Origin of the sequence: Sporanaerobacter sp. PP17-6a, from assembly GCF_900095615.1 — a bacterium.
GTDB lineage: Bacteria > Bacillota > Clostridia > Tissierellales > Acidilutibacteraceae > Acidilutibacter > Acidilutibacter cellobiosedens.
The window spans coordinates 1-21,293 of sequence record NZ_FMIF01000036.1 but is presented as its reverse complement, the minus strand read 5'-3'; the positions used below and the strand labels follow the sequence as shown (position 1 = coordinate 21,293).

15 protein-coding genes, 14 tRNA genes and 1 riboswitch are annotated in these 21,293 nt (G+C 34.5%); of the genes, 3 read left to right on the top strand and 26 right to left on the bottom strand.

What is annotated here, in order from left to right; all coding sequences use genetic code 11:
• Positions 1-570 precede the first annotated feature (570 nt).
• Complete coding sequence (locus tag PP176A_RS13240; RefSeq protein ID WP_071140949.1) at positions 571-1,584, top strand: asparaginase; 1,014 nt, start codon at positions 571-573, stop codon at positions 1,582-1,584.
• Between the two features lie 3 nt (positions 1,585-1,587).
• Here PP176A_RS13240 and PP176A_RS13235 read toward each other — a convergent pair whose 3' ends face one another.
• The gene (locus tag PP176A_RS13235) at positions 1,588-1,782 is read right to left on the bottom strand and encodes a DUF5320 domain-containing protein (protein WP_071140948.1); all 195 of its coding nucleotides are present in this window, start codon (positions 1,780-1,782) and stop codon (positions 1,588-1,590) included.
• Entirely contained in the window at positions 1,764-2,831 is a 1,068-nt protein-coding gene (locus PP176A_RS13230) for a hypothetical protein (protein WP_071140947.1), read from the bottom strand. The genes PP176A_RS13235 and PP176A_RS13230 overlap by 19 nt, the downstream gene beginning before the upstream one ends.
• Positions 2,832-2,982: 151 nt before the next feature.
• Between PP176A_RS13230 and PP176A_RS13225 the strand changes: the two genes are divergently transcribed.
• Positions 2,983-3,981 (top strand): hypothetical protein, encoded by a 999-nt coding sequence (locus PP176A_RS13225; protein ID WP_071140946.1) that lies wholly within the window; start codon positions 2,983-2,985, stop codon positions 3,979-3,981.
• A 57-nt stretch (positions 3,982-4,038) separates the two neighbouring features.
• Here the strand turns inward: PP176A_RS13225 and PP176A_RS13220 are convergent, their stop codons facing one another.
• From PP176A_RS13220 to PP176A_RS13180, 10 genes are all read right to left on the bottom strand, one after another.
• Positions 4,039-5,340: an acetyl-CoA hydrolase/transferase family protein gene (locus tag PP176A_RS13220; protein WP_071140945.1), complete on the bottom strand. Its 1,302-nt coding sequence runs from the start codon at positions 5,338-5,340 to the stop codon at positions 4,039-4,041.
• A gap of 62 nt (positions 5,341-5,402) precedes the next feature.
• Complete coding sequence (locus PP176A_RS13215) at positions 5,403-5,864, bottom strand: nucleoside recognition domain-containing protein (protein ID WP_071140944.1); 462 nt, start codon at positions 5,862-5,864, stop codon at positions 5,403-5,405.
• 9 nt (positions 5,865-5,873) lie between these two features.
• Entirely contained in the window at positions 5,874-6,290 is a 417-nt protein-coding gene (locus PP176A_RS13210; protein WP_071140943.1) for a nucleoside recognition domain-containing protein, read from the bottom strand.
• 134 nt (positions 6,291-6,424) lie between these two features.
• Positions 6,425-8,566 carry an S-layer homology domain-containing protein gene (locus PP176A_RS13205; RefSeq protein WP_071140942.1) on the bottom strand — a complete coding sequence of 714 codons (2,142 nt, stop codon included), beginning with the start codon at positions 8,564-8,566 and terminating at the stop codon, positions 6,425-6,427.
• 60 nt (positions 8,567-8,626) lie between these two features.
• Entirely contained in the window at positions 8,627-13,081 is a 4,455-nt protein-coding gene (locus tag PP176A_RS13200; protein WP_071140941.1) for a GLUG motif-containing protein, read from the bottom strand.
• A gap of 150 nt (positions 13,082-13,231) precedes the next feature.
• Positions 13,232-13,384 carry a hypothetical protein gene (locus tag PP176A_RS16270; RefSeq protein ID WP_159429069.1) on the bottom strand — a complete coding sequence of 51 codons (153 nt, stop codon included), beginning with the start codon at positions 13,382-13,384 and terminating at the stop codon, positions 13,232-13,234.
• 196 nt (positions 13,385-13,580) lie between these two features.
• Positions 13,581-13,760, bottom strand: a riboswitch (cobalamin riboswitch).
• A 103-nt stretch (positions 13,761-13,863) separates the two neighbouring features.
• Positions 13,864-14,844 (bottom strand): acyl-CoA dehydratase activase, encoded by a 981-nt coding sequence (locus PP176A_RS13195; RefSeq protein WP_071140940.1) that lies wholly within the window; start codon positions 14,842-14,844, stop codon positions 13,864-13,866.
• Positions 14,819-15,928 (bottom strand): CoA protein activase, encoded by a 1,110-nt coding sequence (locus PP176A_RS13190; protein WP_071140939.1) that lies wholly within the window; start codon positions 15,926-15,928, stop codon positions 14,819-14,821. The genes PP176A_RS13195 and PP176A_RS13190 overlap by 26 nt, the downstream gene beginning before the upstream one ends.
• On the bottom strand, positions 15,900-16,901 hold the full coding sequence (locus tag PP176A_RS13185) for an acyl-CoA dehydratase activase-related protein (RefSeq protein ID WP_071140938.1): 1,002 nt from the start codon (positions 16,899-16,901) through the stop codon (positions 15,900-15,902). The genes PP176A_RS13190 and PP176A_RS13185 overlap by 29 nt, the downstream gene beginning before the upstream one ends.
• Positions 16,902-17,064: 163 nt before the next feature.
• Positions 17,065-18,477: a hypothetical protein gene (locus PP176A_RS13180; RefSeq protein ID WP_071140937.1), complete on the bottom strand. Its 1,413-nt coding sequence runs from the start codon at positions 18,475-18,477 to the stop codon at positions 17,065-17,067.
• A 141-nt stretch (positions 18,478-18,618) separates the two neighbouring features.
• Between PP176A_RS13180 and PP176A_RS13175 the strand changes: the two genes are divergently transcribed.
• The gene (locus PP176A_RS13175) at positions 18,619-19,626 is read left to right on the top strand and encodes a ribonuclease H-like domain-containing protein (protein WP_071140936.1); all 1,008 of its coding nucleotides are present in this window, start codon (positions 18,619-18,621) and stop codon (positions 19,624-19,626) included.
• A 107-nt stretch (positions 19,627-19,733) separates the two neighbouring features.
• On the opposite strand, the gene PP176A_RS13170 is transcribed toward PP176A_RS13175, so the two are convergent.
• The 14 genes from PP176A_RS13170 to PP176A_RS13105 all read right to left on the bottom strand — a co-directional run bounded on the left by PP176A_RS13170 (position 19,734) and on the right by PP176A_RS13105 (position 21,014).
• Positions 19,734-19,806: transfer RNA gene (locus PP176A_RS13170), tRNA-Phe, on the bottom strand.
• Between the two features lie 4 nt (positions 19,807-19,810).
• A tRNA-Ile gene (locus tag PP176A_RS13165) sits at positions 19,811-19,887 on the bottom strand.
• 35 nt (positions 19,888-19,922) lie between these two features.
• A tRNA-Pro gene (locus PP176A_RS13160) sits at positions 19,923-19,996 on the bottom strand.
• A 12-nt stretch (positions 19,997-20,008) separates the two neighbouring features.
• A tRNA-Val gene (locus PP176A_RS13155) sits at positions 20,009-20,081 on the bottom strand.
• Positions 20,082-20,104: 23 nt separating this feature from the next.
• Positions 20,105-20,179, bottom strand: a tRNA-Trp gene (locus PP176A_RS13150).
• Positions 20,180-20,197: 18 nt separating this feature from the next.
• Positions 20,198-20,274: transfer RNA gene (locus PP176A_RS13145), tRNA-Ile, on the bottom strand.
• 16 nt (positions 20,275-20,290) lie between these two features.
• Positions 20,291-20,381: transfer RNA gene (locus PP176A_RS13140), tRNA-Ser, on the bottom strand.
• Positions 20,382-20,393: 12 nt separating this feature from the next.
• Positions 20,394-20,483 (bottom strand) — tRNA-Ser (locus tag PP176A_RS13135).
• Positions 20,484-20,489: 6 nt separating this feature from the next.
• Positions 20,490-20,565: transfer RNA gene (locus PP176A_RS13130), tRNA-Lys, on the bottom strand.
• An 18-nt stretch (positions 20,566-20,583) separates the two neighbouring features.
• Positions 20,584-20,661: transfer RNA gene (locus PP176A_RS13125), tRNA-Gln, on the bottom strand.
• Between the two features lie 7 nt (positions 20,662-20,668).
• Positions 20,669-20,745 (bottom strand) — tRNA-Arg (locus tag PP176A_RS13120).
• A 10-nt stretch (positions 20,746-20,755) separates the two neighbouring features.
• Positions 20,756-20,829, bottom strand: a tRNA-Gly gene (locus tag PP176A_RS13115).
• Positions 20,830-20,852: 23 nt separating this feature from the next.
• Positions 20,853-20,938: transfer RNA gene (locus tag PP176A_RS13110), tRNA-Tyr, on the bottom strand.
• A tRNA-Thr gene (locus PP176A_RS13105) sits at positions 20,939-21,014 on the bottom strand.
• Positions 21,015-21,293 lie beyond the last annotated feature (279 nt).

Below are 21,293 nucleotides of genomic sequence, written 5' to 3'. Positions count from 1 at the left end.
AAACAATCTCCATTTTATATTATATATCATATTATCTTCTTTTTTATAACCCCTATAAAAGTTATATTTTTCATTAATACACAGTTGACCTTAAATGGATTTCAAAAAAGGCTTAATTGATTTACTAATATTTCTATTAAAGCCTTTTTTATAACCCATAGGAAAGTCATGTTCTTCCTTAATTTGTACTTTCCGTTAAATGGGTTTCAAAAAAGGTTTCATTAATTTATTAATATTTCTATTAAAACCTTTTTTATATTATTTATACATTAAAAATATTATATACAATCTTGATAAATTAGAGAAGTAAAAATATATTACAAGTTTTTTAAATTTTTTTAGCAAAAGATGTTGCAAACCATGTCGTAATTTGCTATAATATGAGAGTGGTTATCCCCCTGGTAACCTCAAATAAGATCTCTATTCCCAATACCCCTTTTGAACGGTTTTATGTTACATCCCTTTGTGGATGTAGGGGCTCCTTAATAAGGAGTCCTTTTTTATTTTATTTATTTTTGTATAATATGTTAAAATATAATTGTACATAAAATAACTTTAGGAGGCTTTATTATGAAAAGAAAAAAAGTAGCCATTATATTCACAGGCGGGACTATTTCTATGAAGATTGATCCTCGTATTCATGCTGCTATTCCTGCTTTGTCCAGTGAGGAAATACTATCTATGGTCACGAATATTGAAAAAGCGGCGGAAATCGAAATTATTGATTTTGCTAATCTTCCGAGTCCTCATATAACTCCTGACATAATGATGAAATTATCTCAGACCGTTAAAAAAACGATTTCCCGTGAAGACATCAATGGTGTCGTTGTGACTCACGGAACGGATACTCTCGAAGAAACAGCATACCTATTGGATTTAACTATTAAAACAGAAAAACCTATAGTAGTGGTGGGAGCTATGAGAAACAGTTCAGAACTTGGATATGACGGTTCGAGCAATCTTTCTGCCGCAATTTGTACGGCAACTTCTGAAGATGCAAAAAATAAGGGTGTATTGGTAGTTATGAATAATGAAGTTAACAGTGCAAGTGAAGTAACAAAAACAAATACTCTTTCTCTTGACACTTTTAAGTCACCCGAATTCGGTCCTCTTGGAATTATAGATAATGATGAAGTTATTTTTTATAGAGATATACCATATAAACAGCATATTCAAACGGAAAGTATTGAATCCAAAGTCGGACTTGTAAAATGTGTTTCAGGAATGGAATCGGACATACTCCACTTTTTAATAGATTCCGGATATAAAGGAATAGTATTAGAAGCCCTTGGAAGAGGAAATATTCCTCCAAAGATGATGGAAGGAGTAGAAAAAAGTATAAATAAAAATATTCCTGTAGTAATGGTATCACGATGTCCTACAGGACGAGTTTTGGACTCTTATGGGTATGCCGGAGGCGGAAAAACTTTAAGAGAACTTGGCGTTATATTTGGCGGCGATCTCCCCGGCCAGAAAGCAAGAATAAAATTAATGTTAGCTTTAAGCATAACTGATGATATTGAAGTCATAAGATACTTATTTGAAAGAAAGGAGCATTCTACCTTAGTTAAAAATATAAACTAAATATTATCTGCCCTTAATTCTTGAGAAAAAGCCCCGGGTCTTTCTGTCTAAAAAGTACTCAATATATGATACTCTTTCCTTTAAATCTTTATCTATACTTTTTAGTTGATCTTCAAGAATCCGAACCTTCTCTTCAAGAGTCTCTATTGTTTTGTCTTCATAATTTTTTTCTTTAGATGTTAAAAGGGTAGAATCCATGAATGCAAGTTTTTTTTTAGAGGTATTTCAGCAGTATTCTGCAAATTTCCAAAACCAATAAAAGATATCTCGGGATATATTTTTCCAAAAGAAAAGTTCAAGATATGTCGGTCTGTATTGAAATACCTCTTATATTTATATCTTACAACTTCTTTTCCTTTAGATTCTTTCCATTGATAAATACTGCCCCATGTATCTCCTTCATCTGCACTGAATCTGCTTGTTATATTATCATATTCAATCCATTCCACCCATAATTTATCTTCAAAATATACTAAAGTAGGATGAGAACAGTTTTCAATATTAGATATATCCTCTCTAACTTCCATATTAGCTATATTTTCCGAAAGAGAAAATCTTTCATATCTTATTTTCAAATTTCCTTCGTAATATTCGCTATACACTAAATGTATTTTTTCATTTAACACTATCATGTCTATATATAATTTGGGTTTCTGATCTTTTGTAAGCTGTATCTTTCTATCCCATTTCCCTTCTTTTAGTGAAAAAGATTTAACACATACTTCTTCTTCCATATTAAACAGGTCATAGTATCCTATCATAATGGTATCCTTGTTTTTAATCAGCTGAATAGGATTTAATATTTTTTTTACCTTTATGTCATCAACAATATTGGTTATCCACTTGTCTTCTTTTTTATATTGATGACATATTCTATAAATGTTTTCAATATCATGAAGAGGCACTTCATATATTATATGAATATTTTCTCCACCCATCATAATATTTAAATTATACATAACTGGAAGGGGTTCTTCCGTAATTACAGTTCTCTTTATACGGTTCTCTTTTAATTCCAACAATATTAAATTAAAGGATTGATCTTGGTAAACCAAATATATATTATCCTCTGAATCCACAGTAACATCAAATTCTTCCAATGTATTTTCCGCAATAATCCTTCTATCCGTCTGTTTATTGGCCAAATTAAAATAGTAGGAATAGATATTCCCCGAATTCCATTGAAACATATGAATATTTTTCATACTATCCGTAATGATAGGAATATTATCATTAAAAAAAGCCATATATACACCACCTGTCATTTAATCTTTCTATATAGATATTAATTGATTAAATAAAATATTCTTTATTTTTAGTCTGTAACACAAATATAGTATTTCGAATATATTATCAGTGAGAATGTAATTTAAAAATTCCATGAAAGGAGGATATATAATGGGTTCTGCTGATATAAATAAAGATATTTTAAGCCAGTCAATAACAGAAAGTTGTTGTAACGGTACAACAGGATGCGATTGGGATGGAACACTGAGAAGAGTTAAAAACGAACCAATATATGTTCAAAAAGTTTTTGATGCAACTCTACTGAATTCTCAGGCATTAAGAACTATTCAAAATCAACCATTTAGCCCAAGTTTAGGAAGAAATGCACAAATTATAAGAGTAACCGATATTAGATGTAGAAAATACTTCAATCCGGCAAATATATTTGATAAAGATAATTTAACAGTTAATGCAAATACGGTATTATCAGGAGGTAGCTTCGTTGAAGATGGAGCTTGCAATCCTATTACTGTTATAGGTCCTGACGGAACTTCAAGTGAAAAAATAATATATGTAAATACTTCTGATTGCGATAAACAAGGAAGGGGAACACCAGTCTTTGGAACTCAGACTGTACGTATTACAGGAAATGTTGTTGTAGAAATCGACGTAGTTTTCCTTGATGGAAGAGGAAGAAGAACTCCCATAACTCTAAAAGCTGTTGTACCTATTGCATCAGTTAAAAATCCAATAGTTCTGACAAACTTCTTCGAACTGTGCGTACCATCAGTATTTAATTCCGCATTTTTACCAAGATTTGCTGAATTCTGCAGCGTAGCATGTGAAACAAGGTTAGCAACTAATAGTATTACCAGAGATATATGCATCGATCCTGTTACAGGACAAATAAATGCAAGCCTTATAATTGCTATATGTATAACTTGTGAAAAGAAAGTGGTAGTTCCTGTACAGCTTTGCGTATTGTCAACAGGATTCCCTGTACTATCGCCGATAGTATCTCCGATATGCTCTACTTTCCCGACTCTTTTCCCAAGACAAATTGACGAAAGCAGTAATGATGACAACGATGGTTGTGGTCGAAATTCCCAATCTCTTGGAATAAGCGAAGATGAAAAAGACGAATGCGAAGAATATGGGGATAATTATTAATAAATAGGGACTAAAACAGAAAGCAGGTAATTGATTTACCTGCTTTCTATAGTTTCTTTAATACCTGTCTCTAAATCTTCTTTCCCATTCTTTTATAAGCTCTTCTCTAAAATCAGGGTAAGCAATATTTATCAGCTCTCTTCCCCTTTCCTTTAAAGTTTTCCCCTTAAGTTGCGCTATCCCGTATTCCGTGACTATGTAGTTAGCGTCATTTCTTGAAGTTGTAACGGAAGCTCCATGATCAATAAAGGGAACTATTCTCGATATTTTATTATTTGCTGCAGTAGAAGGCATTGCAATTATCGATTTTCCTCCATCTGCCATATTTGCTCCTCTGACAAAGTCCACTTGCCCTCCTGTACCACTAAATTGCCTTTCTCCTATTGTTTCCGAAACTATTTGGCCCATTAAATCAACCTGTATACATGAATTTATTGAAATCATTTTATAATTCTTCATTATAACGGTAGGATCATTTACATAATCTACAGGATACAATTCTACATTCTTATTATTATTAACAAAATCATAAAGACGTTTAGTTCCCATCATAAATGTAACTATAATTTTATCTTTGTGAATAGATTTTTTCTTATTCGTAATAACTCCAGATTCGTAAAGATTCAAGATTCCATCGGATATCATCTCTGAATGAATTCCAAGATCCTTTTTATCTTTCAGGAACAATAATATAGCATCGGGAATCGCTCCTATTCCCAATTCAAGAGTAGAGCCGTCTTCAATCAAAGAAGCGCAGTACCTTCCTATAGATTCTTCAACTTTAGTTATTTTCGGAGGATTTAATTCCAATATAGGTCTATCCGCCTCAACTATATAATCAATATCAGATATATGGATAAAGGAATCTCCAAAAGTCCTCGGCATTTCCCTATTAATTTGAGCAATTACAATATTCGCACTTTCTGCTGCTGCTTTTGTATAGTCTACTGAAATACCAAAACTGCAGTAACCCTCCTCATCGGGAGGGCTCAATTCAATTAATGCCACGTCTACCGGAAGATACCCCTCTCTAAAAAGTTTAGGTACCTCATAAAAAAAACACGGAGTATAATCTGCTCTGCCACAATTAATCGCATCTCTCGTGGATACACCTGCGAATAGAGAATTGTGACGAAAATGCCCTGCCATCTCTAACTTTGTATATTCTCCCTTCCCCATAGGAACCATATGAGCTATTTCTACATCTCTATATTCATTATAATTAGCCACCAGTTCATCAACTAAAACAGAGGGTTCCCCTGCTGCATGGCCTATTACAACTCGATCTCCGGATTTAATATGTTTAACTGCTTCTCTTGGAGATACTAATTTTGATCTATATTCATTTTTCCAATCCATTTCCCTCACTCCTCAATCTAATTTGGTATGTATTGTTTCATAAGGTTTAAATTAACCTTCAACTATAAATTTTTATTATTAAAGTCAATTTTATCTATTACCTTAGATGCAAAAAAAGAAACGACTACAGCTATAGTTATCCTTATACTCAAAAGAAGTATCCCATTAGCACCTACCGAAACAAAAATTAACGTATCTTCAAATACCGAATGGCACGATATCAAAAATATGATAAGAACATATAGATCCTTTTTATTCAAATTACTTTCCTTAGCACTTTCAATTATGACTCCAGCTCCATAGGCCAACCCAAAGACAAGACCCACTATTAACGGGAAAGTGGCTTCTTTCGATATATTATAAAATTTAGAAACAGGGCTTAAAAATTTTGCCCCTTTATCAAGTATCTTTAAATCCTTTAATATCTCCATTATAATCATAAGGGGAATAATAATTAAAGCCAATTTATAAACAGATTTGATACTTCCAAAAGTACTTTCCTTTAAAAATCCCAATAAATTCATAGAAGCCTCCTACAATACAAGATTCAATACAATTCCTGAAATAATAGCTAATGAGAACCTGCAGGCCAAAACTATAAATACATTCATCCCTGTCTTTTTTACAACCGCTGTCTCCATAAACAAACTGTGAGAAAAAGAAAGCATAAAAGCAATTATGGTAATCTGCTTTGCTTTGAGGTTTAAACCTGCTATGGCACCTATTCCGGCATATAGGTTAAGCATGTTTCCCAACACTAAAGGAAGACTCGCTTCTCCAGGAAGACCAAATATTTTCATCACAGGAGTAAAAAAATCGGATATCCAGTTAAGAATCGGAGTGTATTTTAAAAAGGTGACAAAAAAATAAACAGGAACTATGACTTTCGTTAATTCCCATGTCGTTGAAATACCTTTTCTTAATCCTCTTGAGATACTTTCTTTGTACATACAATCACCTTTCCGCACGTTTATATATTTATTATACATCACAAAATTTCTCAATTCAATGTTAAAAGATCAGACATTTCAGTTTAACATTGGCCAATCTGAAATATCTGATCTTCATTTATAAAGATTATCAGCTATTGATTGATTATCAGATTATACAATCTATCCAGCATCACTGCTGTCTCTGCCCTTGTGGAATATTTCTGAGGAGAGAATTTTCCATCTGCTCCTTTTATCAGTCCAAACTGAGCTGACAAATTCACTCCGTCTTCTGCCCATTCCGCTATTTCATTACCATCACTGAAATTGCTTAAATAATCTCTTCCATCATATTCATACCCTGATAAGGTCAGTATATTTGCCATGGCTTGAGCCAATTCCTGTCTTGTTATCTTGCCTTCAGGAACAAATTTAGTTTCTGATTTTCCTTCCATCAGGTTATTCTCATAAGCTGCATTTATTACTTTCCAATACCATGCATCGGACTTTACATCTTCAAATGCCTTTATATTTTTGACATCGGAACTGTCCGCTTTCACCATTCTTACCAAAAGTGCCGAAATTTCTGCTCTTGTCAGCTCTCCAGACGGTACAAATGATCCGCCGCCTCTCCCATTGATTATTCCTTTTGATGCCATAGAATTTATAGAACTTCTTGCCCAATCGTAATTCTGCAAATCTGTAAACTTTACCGGATTATCGGTAATATAATATTTACTGTTACCTTTTGTGGTAAACACCATCTCCTTGTTTTCCTTATCGTATATTCCTCCAAGATTTTCTTTACTACCATTATCGTCTTCCCTCATTACAGTTTTTCCTGTACCATTTTTCTCATAGGGAAGCCTTATGGTTATAGGTTCTTCAAATTTTTTCTCAGGCAATATCTGTATCTCTGTATAGTCAGCCATATTTTTCATCATAATGGTAATTTCTTTATCCAATATTAACTGTTTTATAGGTATCTTCATATTTCCACCGTTGAAATATAGCATTAATTTGTCTAATCCTGATCTCAATAATTTTTCAGTAGTATCAGTGGGCATAACTATTTTTTCAATATCATTGTTCATATAGAAAGCAAGAACCGCTTCTAACTTTTTACCGTTGGTTATCTTGGCATTTTCTACGGATTTGATTAAACTCCTGTTAAATTCCCCTATGGTTTCAAAATCCTTCGTATATTCTACCGTTATTCTTTCCGACTGTACTTTTATATTCGATTTCTTATCAAGAGCTTTCTGTACTGTAGAAATCAAGTCCTTTTGGCTGTTTATGCTATCTTCCTGAGCCATGCCATTTTTCACTTTCCCCAGATTATCTATTATATACACGAGTACTTGTTGAATATAGCTCACGTTCTGTGTCCTATCCACCAGCAGATCTGCTATTATATTTAAATCTCCGACTATGTCTTTTATCTCCTGAGGATTCATCTTATTTACATCAATTTCCTTTATTACCTTGGATATAACTTCTTCCGATTTCTTTTTAATTTCAGGATCTGTCATATTTCCGCTGTATAAACTGTTGGCTAGCTCTTTTAAAGCGGCATTCTTTATGTTGTTAACTGCTGGACTTGGTTTTACAGCTTCAGAAGGTTTATCTCCCATATCGTATCCCAAATCTTTCCCTAAATCCATAGTATAGAGCCATCTTATATAATCTCCGTCCTCTACTTTTACGCTTCCTGCCCCTACATTCGGAAACTTTCCGTTGACCGAATACATCCAGCCGCTTCCAGGCCCTTTATCCATTTCTCCTTGTCCATCTATACTTGCTATATATCCTGAACGTTCAACGTATTCTATATTCTTACGATTCAGTACCCTTTTTGTTAACCCCAATACTGTTTCTCCTTTATTGATATCTACTTTTTCTTCATCTACTATTATTCCATCATATCCTTTAACATAAATATATGCTGACTCAGGTTTGTCGGGGTCATCCGGATCTGGATCTTCTTCATCAATAACAATAGTTTTGGATGCGGTCTTTCCGTCAATATTAACTAAAAGGTTATATTGTTTTCCTCTTTCTAACTGAGCTTTAAATTCAATTTTTCCCTTTGAATCCGTAACTCCCTGATTTATATAATATTTTCTGTTATTGTCCTTTATGGATATACTTACAGGCTTATTTCTTTCTCCTTGAATTGAAATAACGGTTGTTTCTCCTTCTAAGCGGTAGTCAATATTAAAGTCGGCTTGAGCAAATACAAATGAAGGAATCGTTAAAATCAATATAAGAAGAACCGCAATTAATTTCTTATTCATTATTTTCCTCCTCAAACAATATTGTCCGAACAAAATTTCTGATTTCATCTATTCCCTTTATTATTCTACTTCTATCCTCAGGGGTATTCCCAATAGAATATTTTGATTTTCAAAATTATCCCATACTATTGCTTTTATTATATAATCTCCCGTTTCAGGTATCAAAAATCCTGCTCCCATTTCCTTTGTTTCTCCTGCTTTTATAGCTTCATTTACATAGGAATAATTTATCATTTTGCTCTCATCTTTATTAAATAACACCACTATAAAGGTAGCCGATTTATCTGAACTGCTTATATTCTTTATTCTTATTTCCACTCTTCCTTCGGTTCCCTTTCTTATGGGATCATTTCCTATTCTTTCTATCTGAAAATCTTCCGGTTCCACAGTTAAGCCTACAGTATCCGCTATATTTTCATATCCTTTTATCTTTACCGTTATTGTTACTTTTCCTGCCTTCTTGGCAGTTACTGTTCCATCTTTATCCACTTCTGCTACATTATTATCGGAACTTTCCCACAGAAGATCATAAGCCGGAAGGTAATTATTGTTTTCATCATAAGTTCTTGCTTCTAAATTCAATGTTTCATTTTCCTTTAAAACCGTCTTGGCTGGTTCAAGAATTCTTACAGTTGCAGGTTCTCCTTCTTCTAATCCTATTTCTTTAAACATGGATTTCCCTCTGTATAAATCGGCCAATGCTATAAATGCCTGTTCCGTAGCACTGTCTATTTCCGTTCCCCATTCTGAAGTACTTTCAAAATGATCTCCTACTTTATAGGATATTAGAGCGTCTAACATTGAATTACCGTTTTTTCTCCACTCTGATGACAGCGGATCCTCTCCTACAGCAATAAGCCCTTGTATAACGGCCGATACAGAGTAAGGATTTTCTGAGCCAAAAGTTTCAAATCCTCCTGAATTTTTTTGATTTGCCCTTAAATAGGCCAGAGCCCTATTTATCGAATTATTTACTCCGTTAAGGTCCCTATGGCTGCCCAGAGCCATGATGCTCATAGCTGCATCATCTACCATTCCATAACCTCCAAAACTTCCGTCATCATTTTGATATCCTATAAGAGCCGATACGGCCTTTTCTACATCATATTCTCCCTTAGCCATGTCCAACGCTATAATGCCGAAAGCTAAGGTAGTGGGATAATCGTCAGATGTACCGATAATGAATTTACCTGAATCCTGCTGAGAATCCGCCAACTCTTTTATATAATTTTTTCCGTTATAATCATATGGATTTCTTCCCGCGGATATCAGCCCTATAATATTTCCTGCATAAGCCGAAGCCCCGTTCAAATTTTCGCTTACCGCATACCTATCCCGAATTATAGGAATGTCCCTCTCCAAATTATCGCTTGTATAATTATATCCTATAGATGCTCTAAAGGTATACGCCGCTTTTTCTCCATAGTAGTTTCTCAGAGTCTCTACAGTTTCCCTGATTGTTCTCTCATCTTCCGTTTCTTCCTCTTCCAGGCCTTCCAACGATGATACCAATCGGGTTAAAGCCTCTACTATCTCCTGTTGAGAAGGATTTTCTTTTTCTAATACCTCTTTGGCAATGTTTAATGCTTCTTGTAAAGCCCTCCAACTTTTTTCTGTATAATCACTTTCCTTTAAAGTCCCGTCTTCAATCTTGCTTTCTATTTCATTTACCTTTGCTGACAAAGTCTCTTTACTTATAGGTACAGTGCTTTCAATGGTAACTGAAATGTCCTTGGTGAAAAATTCACCGTTTTTTATAAATCCAAGAGTTACACTTGTTTCCTCATTTCCTTCTGTGGTCTTTTGTTTCAATAACGTGTACTGGCCCGGAGTAACACTGTCGGAAACATAACCCGTATAATTCTTTTGAGCATAAACAAGGTATATGGTCGGGTCTGATGTTTGTCCATCTTTTAACCTTACAATATAACTTGTAACATTTGAACCTTCCGCAGCTGTATTGGGAATTAATACACTATCTTCGTATTTTTCGGCTTCCCTTCTCACCGATAATTTATCGTCATTGTCATCTTCTTCCGGAAGAGTCACTCCCAATATTTCTTGCAGTTTTTCTCTTGCTTCTTCCGGCGTAACGCCTATTTCACCGTACTTACCTTCTGTATCACTGCCCAATCCCTTAATTATATTTCCCAAATAATCTGTGGAATTTCCGAAACAGTTTTGAAGATCATTTTCCACATCGTAACCATCATAATAACCTGCAAAACCTCCGTTCCAGCTCCAGCTCGGCACAACCGTTCCCGTGCTTACGGAATTTTTTGTTTTACCTGATGTACTTCCTACAAATCCTCCGAAATAATTACCCTTGTTAATTTTGTCGCCGATAACATTTCCTGTGGAATAACAGTTCTCTATAGTAGTATATAAGTTGTTTGATCCTGCAAAACCTCCTACCGTTTGACAGCCCGTTACGTTCCCCATAGCATGGGAATTGTATATCTGTTCCCAATTTGAGCCAACCAGTCCTCCTACAAGATTACCGCCATTTACATTTCCTTCTGCATAGCTGTTTCTGATTATACCTCTATTCCAGCCTACAAGGCCTCCTACGTCTCCCCCGTCTCCTATGGGAACGGTGGAACATATAACTTCCGCATCCGCCGAACAATTATCTATAATACTGTAGATATAACTTCCACTTCCCGTTCCCGGTACTGTATTGTTACCATCGTTGATTCCGATTAAACCTCCTATACGGGTAGCTTTTATAACATCCGTGCCTAAAGCCGTTATCCTTCCGCTTACATGACAGTTCCCTATTAAGCAGAAACCGCCTTCCCCATCCTCTTTTGCATAGCCTGCCAGAATTCCCAACCTGCTGCCGCCTGTAACGTTGGTATTTGTTATTGTTACATTCACTATTTTTGCATTGTCTAAAACCCCGAAAAGCCCTATATTTTTGCTGCTTTCCGGTTTATCGATTTTCAGGTTCGAAATCTCTTTATTGTTTCCGTCAAAGGTACCTCTGAAAGGATTGCTTTCAGTTCCTATAGGCTCAAATTCCGCATCTTTCAGATTTATATCATTGTTTAATTTAAAATGGGCCTCAGGATATTCCATAATATGAGAAAAATCTTTTGCTTTTTCTACCAGATAAGGATTTTCCTCCGTTCCTTCTCCTTCAAAATAACCGCTTTCTTCCCCTTCTCCCGGAGTCGGAGATACCATCTCATCCCATTTAGGCCCTTTAAAATTGTTAACGGGGCTTCCGTAGTACCAAAGAATTTTATCTCCGTCCTTAACGGTAGCGGTAGATACTCCCACAGGCGAAACCTTATCATTAACGGTAAACATCCATCCGTCGGGAGATACGGCTTCTATTCCGTCTATGGACTTTATAAATTTTCCGTAATCTCCGTCTTCCGCTTCGTAAGGGATCTCTTCCTCTCCTGCTTCCAAAACATCCAAAGCAGTAGGACTTGTACCTTCTTTCTCGACTTTTATGGGAGTTACGCCGATATGGGTTTCAAAACTGTAATTTTCAAAATCATAAGTTGCGACCAATACTTCTACTGTTATTTCACCGGAAGGTTCAGGTCCCGAAGATTCCGGAGCGATTGACAGGATATAAGGAAATCCTCCGTTGATATTATCCGCCTTTCCCCAGATGGAATTTCCGTTATTCAAAGCAGCAAGCACTTCGTCGGATTTCAGTTCTTCCGCCGTTTTGGCTTCGATTCCGTCCAAGGTCGCACTGTTTTCAGACGGCAGCTGCCTTTCCGAGTTGTAGAAACAGTTTGAAGCTGTCCCTCCTCCAGAGGATAATCCGCCTATAAAAGCACCTCCGCTTGTTTCAGGTACAACATCAGTATTTGCATAGCAATTCTCAATATTTGAAGAGTCTGCTGCACGTCCTATAAAACCGCCTATTTCTTCCGTACCTTTAACAGTTCCTGTACTGTAGCTGTTAATGATAGAACCATAATTCCAACCAACCAATCCTCCGCACCATTTTTTTGCTTCAACAGTAGCAGAAGAATAACATTCGTTGATAGTACCATCAGGGGTATTTCTGCCTACCAAACCTCCGTGAGTTGTCGTACTATATGTATTATCATATTTAACAACCCCGCTATCAATAAAACTTCTTTCGACCGTTCCTTCATTAATTCCTACAAGTCCTCCAACGACATTGCTCGTACATGTAATTTGCGTATTTACCGACGAACAGTTTTCTATTGTTCCTTCATTGGTTCCTGCCAAAGCTCCGGAAGAACCATACAAACTAAAATCACCGTCTACCAACTTCAGATTTTTTACTGTAGCTGAAGAGGACAATTTGTAAAACAACCCGCCATTTTCACTACTAAAAGATATTTCAAAATTTTTAATAGCATGTCCGTCTCCGTCAAAAACTCCTGTGAAAGGATGTGACGAGTTTCCTATAGGTTTCATCGTCTGTCCTGGAGTCGCCTCTTCCATATCAATATCATTGGCTAATTGATACGTCTTTGCCCATTCTGTTTCTTGAGCTGACTGGCTTTTATTAGCCAAATCAATCAGCTGATCCGCAGTACTGATCTCTACTACTTCCGAATCCTCTTCGCCTGATATTTCATTATTGGATTCAATATTAATTTCCTCTGGTTTTTCATTTTTTTCCTGAACCGGTTCTTCTGCTTTTTCTTTGTCTGTATATTTTTCTTATTCCTTAACTGGTTTTACCTCTTCATTTATTGTTTCCGTAGGTACTATTCGGTTTCCTGTATCTACTGCCAGTCCCAAATTTGAAAATGTTCCTATCAACATAATAATCGATAAGAATAATGCTAACATTTTTTTGCTGAATATTTTCATTTAATGCACCTCTCTTTTCCCCTTATTTTTATATATAATCAACATAATTAAGGCTATTTTGCTCTTATTTTATGTTGTTTTATAACTACTTCAACTAAAAAAATCCCAACTTCCGTGAAGTTAGGATTTTTATTTAAGTAAAGCACATATTTATCTAAACAAAAAAGACATTAAACTTACCTCAATCCCGGAAGGTTAGTGCTCTCATATATAGGCAGGTCTCCTGACTTATGGATCAGCACTTGACTTTTATCCTTCCCAAGATCGCTCTCAGTGGTATTATTAAAAGCAGCTCCCCAATTACAGTGGCCGGACCGCTCAGGATTTTCACCTGATTCCCTTTTAATTTCTAAAAACCTAAATATCTTATCTATATTCAGTTTTATAAATTAATTTAAAAAATTTCACTATTTTAATTGTATAATAGTATAATCAAATTTTCAATACATTTATACATTTTTTATAACTCATACGAAAACCTATGCAAATTTGCTTTCCCTGTTATTAAGTGAATTAGTCCATTTACCGCATCTGTCTCCGTACCTTGCTATAACTACATCGTTTTCTTTTATCTCTACCACTTCACATGCATTTGAACAGCCTAAGCAGTCAATTCCCTTTACATGGTATTCCATCTCTGATATCCCAAATCCTCTGAAATTGGTACTTTTCTTTTTTCTCATTTCTTCCTTGGCAAGAATTCCTGCACCTACTGCCCCCATCACGTCAAAATATTCGGGAACATATACACTCGTATTTAAAGTTTCCTCAAAGGACTGTTTTATTCCTTCATTAGCCGCTACTCCTCCTTGAAATACCACAGGGCTTTCGATATTCTTGCCCTTACCTACATTATTCAAATAGTTCCTTACCAACGCATCACATAATCCTTTAACGATATCTTCCTGATTATGGCCTAACTGTTGTTTGTGAATCATATCGGATTCCGCAAAAACCGCACATCTTCCAGCTATTCTCACTGGATTGGAGGATTTCAATGCAAGTTTTCCAAAATCCTCTATGGATATTCCCAACCTTTCTGCCTGCCTATCCAGAAATGAACCTGTACCGGCGGCACATACCGTATTCATGGCAAAATCAACTACTATATTATCTCTCAATATTATAATCTTAGAATCCTGGCCTCCGATTTCTATTACCGTTCTTACATCAGGAACATACATGAGAGCGGCAACTGCATGAGATGTTATTTCATTCTTAACCACATCGGCTCCCACAATAATATTTGCAAGATATCTTCCGCTGCCGGTAACTCCCACTCCTTTTATATTAATATTTTTTCTGTTATCTCCAATGTCTTTTAGCCCTTCCTTTAATATTTCAATAGGGCGTCCCTGAGTTCTTATATACATTTTATTTAATACTTTATTATTTTCACTTAACAACACTATATTGGTACTTACACTTCCCACATCAATTCCAAGATAACAATTTTCCATACTTTTTCTCCTCTCTTCTTCTTTTAAGTAAATCCACAAAAGCCTCCAGTCTTGTTATATAACCTGATTCTCCTGTCATTTCATCTACTACCAAGGTCATAATTGGAATATTATAATCCTTCTCTATATTCGGAAGTATACTCTTTGCTACTATCTCAGGCATACAATTTAAGGGAAGAAGCTGAATTACTCCATCAAATCCTTTATTGGCATAAATTATGGCACTTCCTAAAGTTTCTCTGCAATGTCCCCCTATTAACTCCTTCATATAGGGCCTTGCATAATGAAATTTTCTTTTCTCTTCCTTTGAACCAAAGGGAAATTTGTAAACATGATGTTCTATCCACTTAGTCGGTGTCAAAGATTTTTCGACTATAACACCCATATGCCCCAATTTTTTTTCAACTTCAAAGTTAACAAATGGTTCAATTATTGTGTATATCTCACCTATTATTCCAATCCTAATGGGATCCCTGTTGTTATCCGTTTTTAAACTGTTAAGCTTATCTTTTACATCTTCCATCAAAATAAGCAGTTCTTTCGCCCCAAATGTTTTTTCCGCTTTTCTATAATAATCTTCCATTATGTTATCAACCTTATAGCTTTCCTCTGCATATGCTCTTTTTATGTTTGATAATTGAGTTAAATCATCGGCTTTGCTGATCAATGTTCTTCCTAATCTAGCTACCGTAGGTATCTTTTTTATATTTTTGATATTTAATCCTTTTTTTAATCCTGATTTTAAATTATCTATTCCCTCTCCTATAGGATCAAAAACAATTAGATTTACATCGTATCCCAGATCTTTTAAGATATTTCTTTCCAATACGGAATAATATCCAAATCTGCACGGCCCGCAACTCCCTGTTATTAGTATTGTATCTGCCCCTCTTTCTATGCTTTCCACATAATTCCCTATATTTATCTTAAAAGGCATACACATCATTTCGGGAGAGTATTTCGTCCCTATCTCAAGGGTTCTGTTGCTGCATCTGGGAGGAGGAATTACCTCCTGACCTAATTCTTCAAGAAGTGCCTTACCGGCTATATAAGTATTACCCAAGTGTGGAAATGTTATTTTCATCTCTATCCCTCCACATCATCATATCTAAAAATGCCTCTATTCTTGTATTTATTCCTGCCTCTCCCGTTTGTTCATCCACCGTTATGAGCATAAAGGGAACCATTTTTTCTTTAGCTTTTCTTTCTATTAAATCAACAAGTATCGAATCCATTCCACATCCAAAAGAAGAGATATAAATCATTCCGTCGCATAAACCTTCTTCTATAGCACAAAAGGATGAACCTATTATTCTCTTGCCATAAGTCCAAAACATCCTTTTAGGTAATTTTGAAGAATAAAATAATATTTTATTTTCGTCTATGGTCTCGGAAGTTATAACCTTTACATTGTTTTTTACTAATTTATAAGCTAAATTCATATTTATATAATTATCATATATATTATAAGGATGGCCTACCATCATTATTGTTCTCTTCTTTTTGTCATGCAAAGAATTTATATCTTTTAAAGTCCTACTTTGTGTTTTTACTCCTTCAATCGATATTATTTTTTTATTTATAAGGTTTTTGTATTCTTTAAAAACTTTTGTTGAGCTATTATAAGCTCTTCTTATTTTAAATAAATCAGGTGTAATCTTCGTCCCTATTTCCAATACCGATTTCTTTATATTGTTATTTCCTTTATACAGGTTTACGGTAGTACTTATAATCTCCGGAAGTTCATCAAAAGAATTTTTTATCATTTCCGGAAGCCCTAATATTTTGGGACAAAAATAGTCCTTTCTGCATACACTCATGATTTTAGGTATAAATAAAAAATCAACTTTATCCTTAAGATAATATACATGTCCATGAAATATTTTTACAGGAAGACATGATTCGTCTACGCAATGGGTTACTCCCTTATCCAATATTTCTTTATTTGTATCGGGAGAGACTATTACCTTCGCTCCCAACTCTTTAAAAAACAAATCCCATAAGGGAAAATAATCATAATATAACATTGCCTTTGGAATTCCGATCTTATATGCCATTTTATCCCTCTTTCTAATTTATTAGTGATTTCAAAATCACTCCTTTATATATTATTGACATATAAAAAAAATATATAACAAAAAATAGGTATTACAAAGCTACCGTACAGTAGTTTTGCAATACCTACTTCTTGATAAAGATAAAAAAGAGTTGTTACATAAATTATTTATCCTTTTCTATACTATCTTGAACCATTGCATATAAGATACTTTGATAATATTTTGCTTCTTCATCGGAAGTAACGGAACTATCCAATGCAATATTTATATAACTCATCAAATCGTCAATATTATTAAAAACATATGGAATCTCAGCCATCAAATTCCTCATCCTGATTTTTCTTTGTACATTATTGCTGGGCAAATTTCTAAAAATATATTGAATAAAATTTTCCGTAATTTGTTCGGAATCATCTAATGTCATAGGATCTCTTTGATTATGAGGCAAAAATCCTAAACTATCTAATTTCATATTATTTAAATAATAAATAATCTCTTCAATTATAATCAGATCCCGGTTCAATTCTTCATCGGCTTTTTCCCTAAAAATATGGTCTTCATCCAATTTTTCTAAATTCTTAGCTCTTTCTTTTATATTATCGTAAACATCTTTGGATTTTTCTTTAAGGAGGGTAATTAAATGTTCTTTATTATTTTGATTATTATTCCAATATAAAGCCCATTCCGATAATATCTTTTCATCTATATTGTTTTTAATTAAATCCTTTGTACTAAATATTACAATTAATTTATTGATTAAGATTCCTAATATTCCAACAAAATGTATAAGATCTGTAATGCTATTCTTTATAACCGTCAAATCTTCAAAAGATTTTTTTAATTCATCATTGGAACATTGCTCATAATTTTTTACCTTAAATTCTTCGATTCTTCTAAAATAATTATCAAATTTTACACCATAACTTCTTTCCATGGTACCATTAAAGATAATTTTATATTTCTCAATATAAAATTCTGCTGCCTTTTTAGGAAACCCCTTAATCTCCTCTTTCAAAGAATCTCCTATAATATCTGAAAATTTATATTTTGTTATTCTGAAAGGTAATATTTTAACAATATTAAAAATTAAATCATTCAATTGTTCTTGGTCTTTTATATTGTCATTTAAGTAATAATAGATGTTTTTAAAAAATGTATATGAATTTTCGGGCCTTGTATCTTCTGAGCTAAATTTATCTTTTATATAACGTTTTTCAATATAATAATTTATGTTTTCAAAGATATAATCAATTTCAATATCATAAGCAGATAAAGAATTTAATATTTCGCAAATTTCTTTCCTCTGATTTTTTACAAGCTCAAGTTTTGATTCAGAACTTTTTAGCTGTTCTTCTATATTTAACCCGATATTTTTTATCTCATTATACAGAGAAACTATATCTTCCCCTTCTTTTCCGTTATTATTTTTTATTCCTTCCAAATCATTTTCCTGTTCTACACTATCCGAAAGGACTAAAAAGTTTTCCAAAAAATTGTATAAAGCAACTAATCCAAAATTATTTTTTTGTGCATTGTTTATTTCCAAAAAAGATTTTTTTATGTCTTTAATTTCCACTGCAACTCTCCTCTCAATATAAATAATATTTGATACAAAAGTTAAAAAAGTCTATAATTTATTTGACATCTTATTTAATTATAACACTTTTATTTAATTTAATAAGTAAAAAATATTTGAGTATATGTTAAGAGGTGAAAAATGAAAAACTATATTAATACAGAGCCTGTATCAATAGATACAAAAACATATTTCGATACAGACAAAATATGTTTTTTAGACATTGAAACCACGGGGTTCAGCAGAGAAAAAAGTTTTATATATTTAACCGGAATACTTCTTCCTCATAATGATCATTTTTCAGTTAATCAGATTTTCATTGATAGTCCCAATGAAGAAGACGAACTTTTAAAAGAAGTAATGAAAATAACGGAAAGATATAAATATATAATTACCTATAATGGGAACAATTTTGATATTCCTTTTTTAAATTACAAATATAAAAAATATAATATTGATTATAAAATTTCTTATGATAAAAGTATTGATCTATATAAGATAATTAAAAGAGAAAATGATTTTTTAAGCCTTAAAGATTTAAAATTAAAATCCGTCGAAAAATATCTTAATATATACAGAGAAGATAAAATTAGTGGAAAAGAATGTACAAATATGTACTATAAATATATGAATCAAAGAAATGAGGATCTAAAGAGGGAAATACTACTTCACAATTATGAGGACATAAAAAATTTACCTAAATTGTTATCCATATTTAACATAATAGAAGATAAGAAAACTGTAGAAATATCAGTTTCTTCCAAACCCTTTAAAATAATATTAGAAGAAATGAATATTCAAGATGAATCGTTGGAAATCAAATTTCAATGGCATGGGCTGAAAAATATTCCTATCATATATTTTGATGAAAACTTCAGTTTAAAATACGATCCCACTAATAAAGAAGGAATATTAATCTTACAATCAAATCAAGGTTTATTGTCAAACAACAAGAAATGTCTTTATTTAAATTTATCAAATTTTCCTGAATTGAAGCCTATTAAGGACAGTACCTCCTTTTGCCTTCCTGAAAACATAATATTATTAAAAGCAGATAAAATCTTAATTACCGATAATATCATAAATATAGTTAAAAATATAATAGCTTTTATTGTAAAAAAGCCTTCTATTGAAGCATTAATAAATTAAGGAAGCCTTTTTTGAAACCCATTTACGGAAAATTTATATTAAGGAAATTATAATTTTCCTATGGATTATAAAAAAAATAGACTTATAACATTTAAGTCTATTTTTAGTGCCCAAAGGCGGAATCGAACCACCGACACGAGGATTTTCAGTCCTCTGCTCTACCTACTGAGCTATCTGGGCAAAATGGTGGGCCTTCAGGGACTCGAACCCCGGACCTGCCGGTTATGAGCCGGACGCTCTAACCTACTGAGCTAAAGGCCCTCAATTTTTGAAAAATAATCATATAATTCTTCTAATCGGAGTGGTGGGATTTGAACCCACGGCCTCATGGTCCCGAACCATGCACACTACCAAGCTGTGCCACACCCCGCTATCTTTACAGTGGGTACAATAGGGCTCGAACCTATGACCCCCTGCTTGTAAGGCAGGTGCTCTCCCAGCTGAGCTATGCACCCTAATCCTAATAATTGTTTACTATTGGCAGGGGTGGCAGGATTTGAACCCACGACATTCGGTTTTGGAGACCGACGTTCTACCACTGAACTACACCCCTTTATAACAAATATAAAAATGGTGGGCCTTCAGGGACTCGAACCCCGGACCTGCCGGTTATGAGCCGGACGCTCTAACCTACTGAGCTAAAGGCCCCTATTCTTTTACTCTTTGGCGGAGAAGGAGGGATTTGAACCCTCGCACCCCGTAAAAGGTCTACTCCCTTAGCAGGGGAGCCTCTTCAGCCACTTGAGTACTTCTCCTTACAAGCTAAATGGCGGAGAGGGTGGGATTCGAACCCACGCGGGCCAAAGACCCAAACGGTTTTCAAGACCGCCCCGTTATGACCGCTTCGGTACCTCTCCAACATATGGTGACCCATCGGAGACTCGAACTCCGGACACCCTGATTAAAAGTCAGGTGCTCTACCACCTGAGCTAATGAGTCATAATAATTTTATAATTTTGGCTGGGGTGGCAGGACTCGAACCTGCGGAAATGCTAGAGTCAAAGTCTAGTGCCTTACCGCCTTGGCTACACCCCAAAATTAGTGGTGCACCTAGGAGGATTCGAACCCCCGGCACACGGATTAGAAGTCCGTTGCTCTATCCACCTGAGCTATAGGTGCTAATTTCTTATGGAGCGGGTGAAGGGAATCGGACCCTCGCAACCAGCTTGGAAGGCTGGGGCTCTACCACTGAGCTACACCCGCATATGTATCATTTTATTTTTTCATGGTGGAGGGGACTGGATTCGAACCAGTGAAAGCTCAGCTAACGGATTTACAGTCCGTCCCCTTTGGCCAACTCGGGAACCCCTCCTGGAGCTGGTGAGAGGACTTGAACCCCCAACCTACTGATTACAAGTCAGTTGCTCTACCAATTGAGCTACACCAGCAGATTTATTAAATTACTGCTTTCAATTTACACACTGGTTATATTAGCTCTCCCACTAAGCGATTCACTCCAAATCGAAATACACGATTTGGGTTCTCTGCTTATACCAATTGAGCTACACCAGCATGTTTATATTATATTGTTACTCTTTTAATCATACACTGCTTATTCTAACTGTTCCACTAAGCGATTCACTCCAAATCGAAATACACAATTTGGGTTCTCTGCTTATACCAATTGAGCTACACCAGCATGTTTATTAAATTACTGCTTTCGATTT

Bases quoted from the DNA above. Each gene is read 5' to 3' on its own strand.
- PP176A_RS13240 (WP_071140949.1), top strand. From the start codon at position 571: ATGAAAAGAAAAAAAGTAGCCATTATATTCACAGGCGGGACTATTTCT.
- PP176A_RS13235 (WP_071140948.1), bottom strand. From the start codon at position 1,782: ATGGATTCTACCCTTTTAACATCTAAAGAAAAAAATTATGAAGACAAA.
- PP176A_RS13230 (WP_071140947.1), bottom strand. From the start codon at position 2,831: ATGGCTTTTTTTAATGATAATATTCCTATCATTACGGATAGTATGAAA.
- PP176A_RS13225 (WP_071140946.1), top strand. From the start codon at position 2,983: ATGGGTTCTGCTGATATAAATAAAGATATTTTAAGCCAGTCAATAACA.
- PP176A_RS13220 (WP_071140945.1), bottom strand. From the start codon at position 5,340: ATGGATTGGAAAAATGAATATAGATCAAAATTAGTATCTCCAAGAGAA.
- PP176A_RS13215 (WP_071140944.1), bottom strand. From the start codon at position 5,864: ATGAATTTATTGGGATTTTTAAAGGAAAGTACTTTTGGAAGTATCAAA.
- PP176A_RS13210 (WP_071140943.1), bottom strand. From the start codon at position 6,290: ATGTACAAAGAAAGTATCTCAAGAGGATTAAGAAAAGGTATTTCAACG.
- PP176A_RS13205 (WP_071140942.1), bottom strand. From the start codon at position 8,566: ATGAATAAGAAATTAATTGCGGTTCTTCTTATATTGATTTTAACGATT.
- PP176A_RS16270 (WP_159429069.1), bottom strand. From the start codon at position 13,384: ATGAAAATATTCAGCAAAAAAATGTTAGCATTATTCTTATCGATTATT.
- PP176A_RS13195 (WP_071140940.1), bottom strand. From the start codon at position 14,844: ATGGAAAATTGTTATCTTGGAATTGATGTGGGAAGTGTAAGTACCAAT.
- PP176A_RS13190 (WP_071140939.1), bottom strand. From the start codon at position 15,928: ATGAAAATAACATTTCCACACTTGGGTAATACTTATATAGCCGGTAAG.
- PP176A_RS13185 (WP_071140938.1), bottom strand. From the start codon at position 16,901: ATGGCATATAAGATCGGAATTCCAAAGGCAATGTTATATTATGATTAT.
- PP176A_RS13175 (WP_071140936.1), top strand. From the start codon at position 18,619: ATGAAAAACTATATTAATACAGAGCCTGTATCAATAGATACAAAAACA.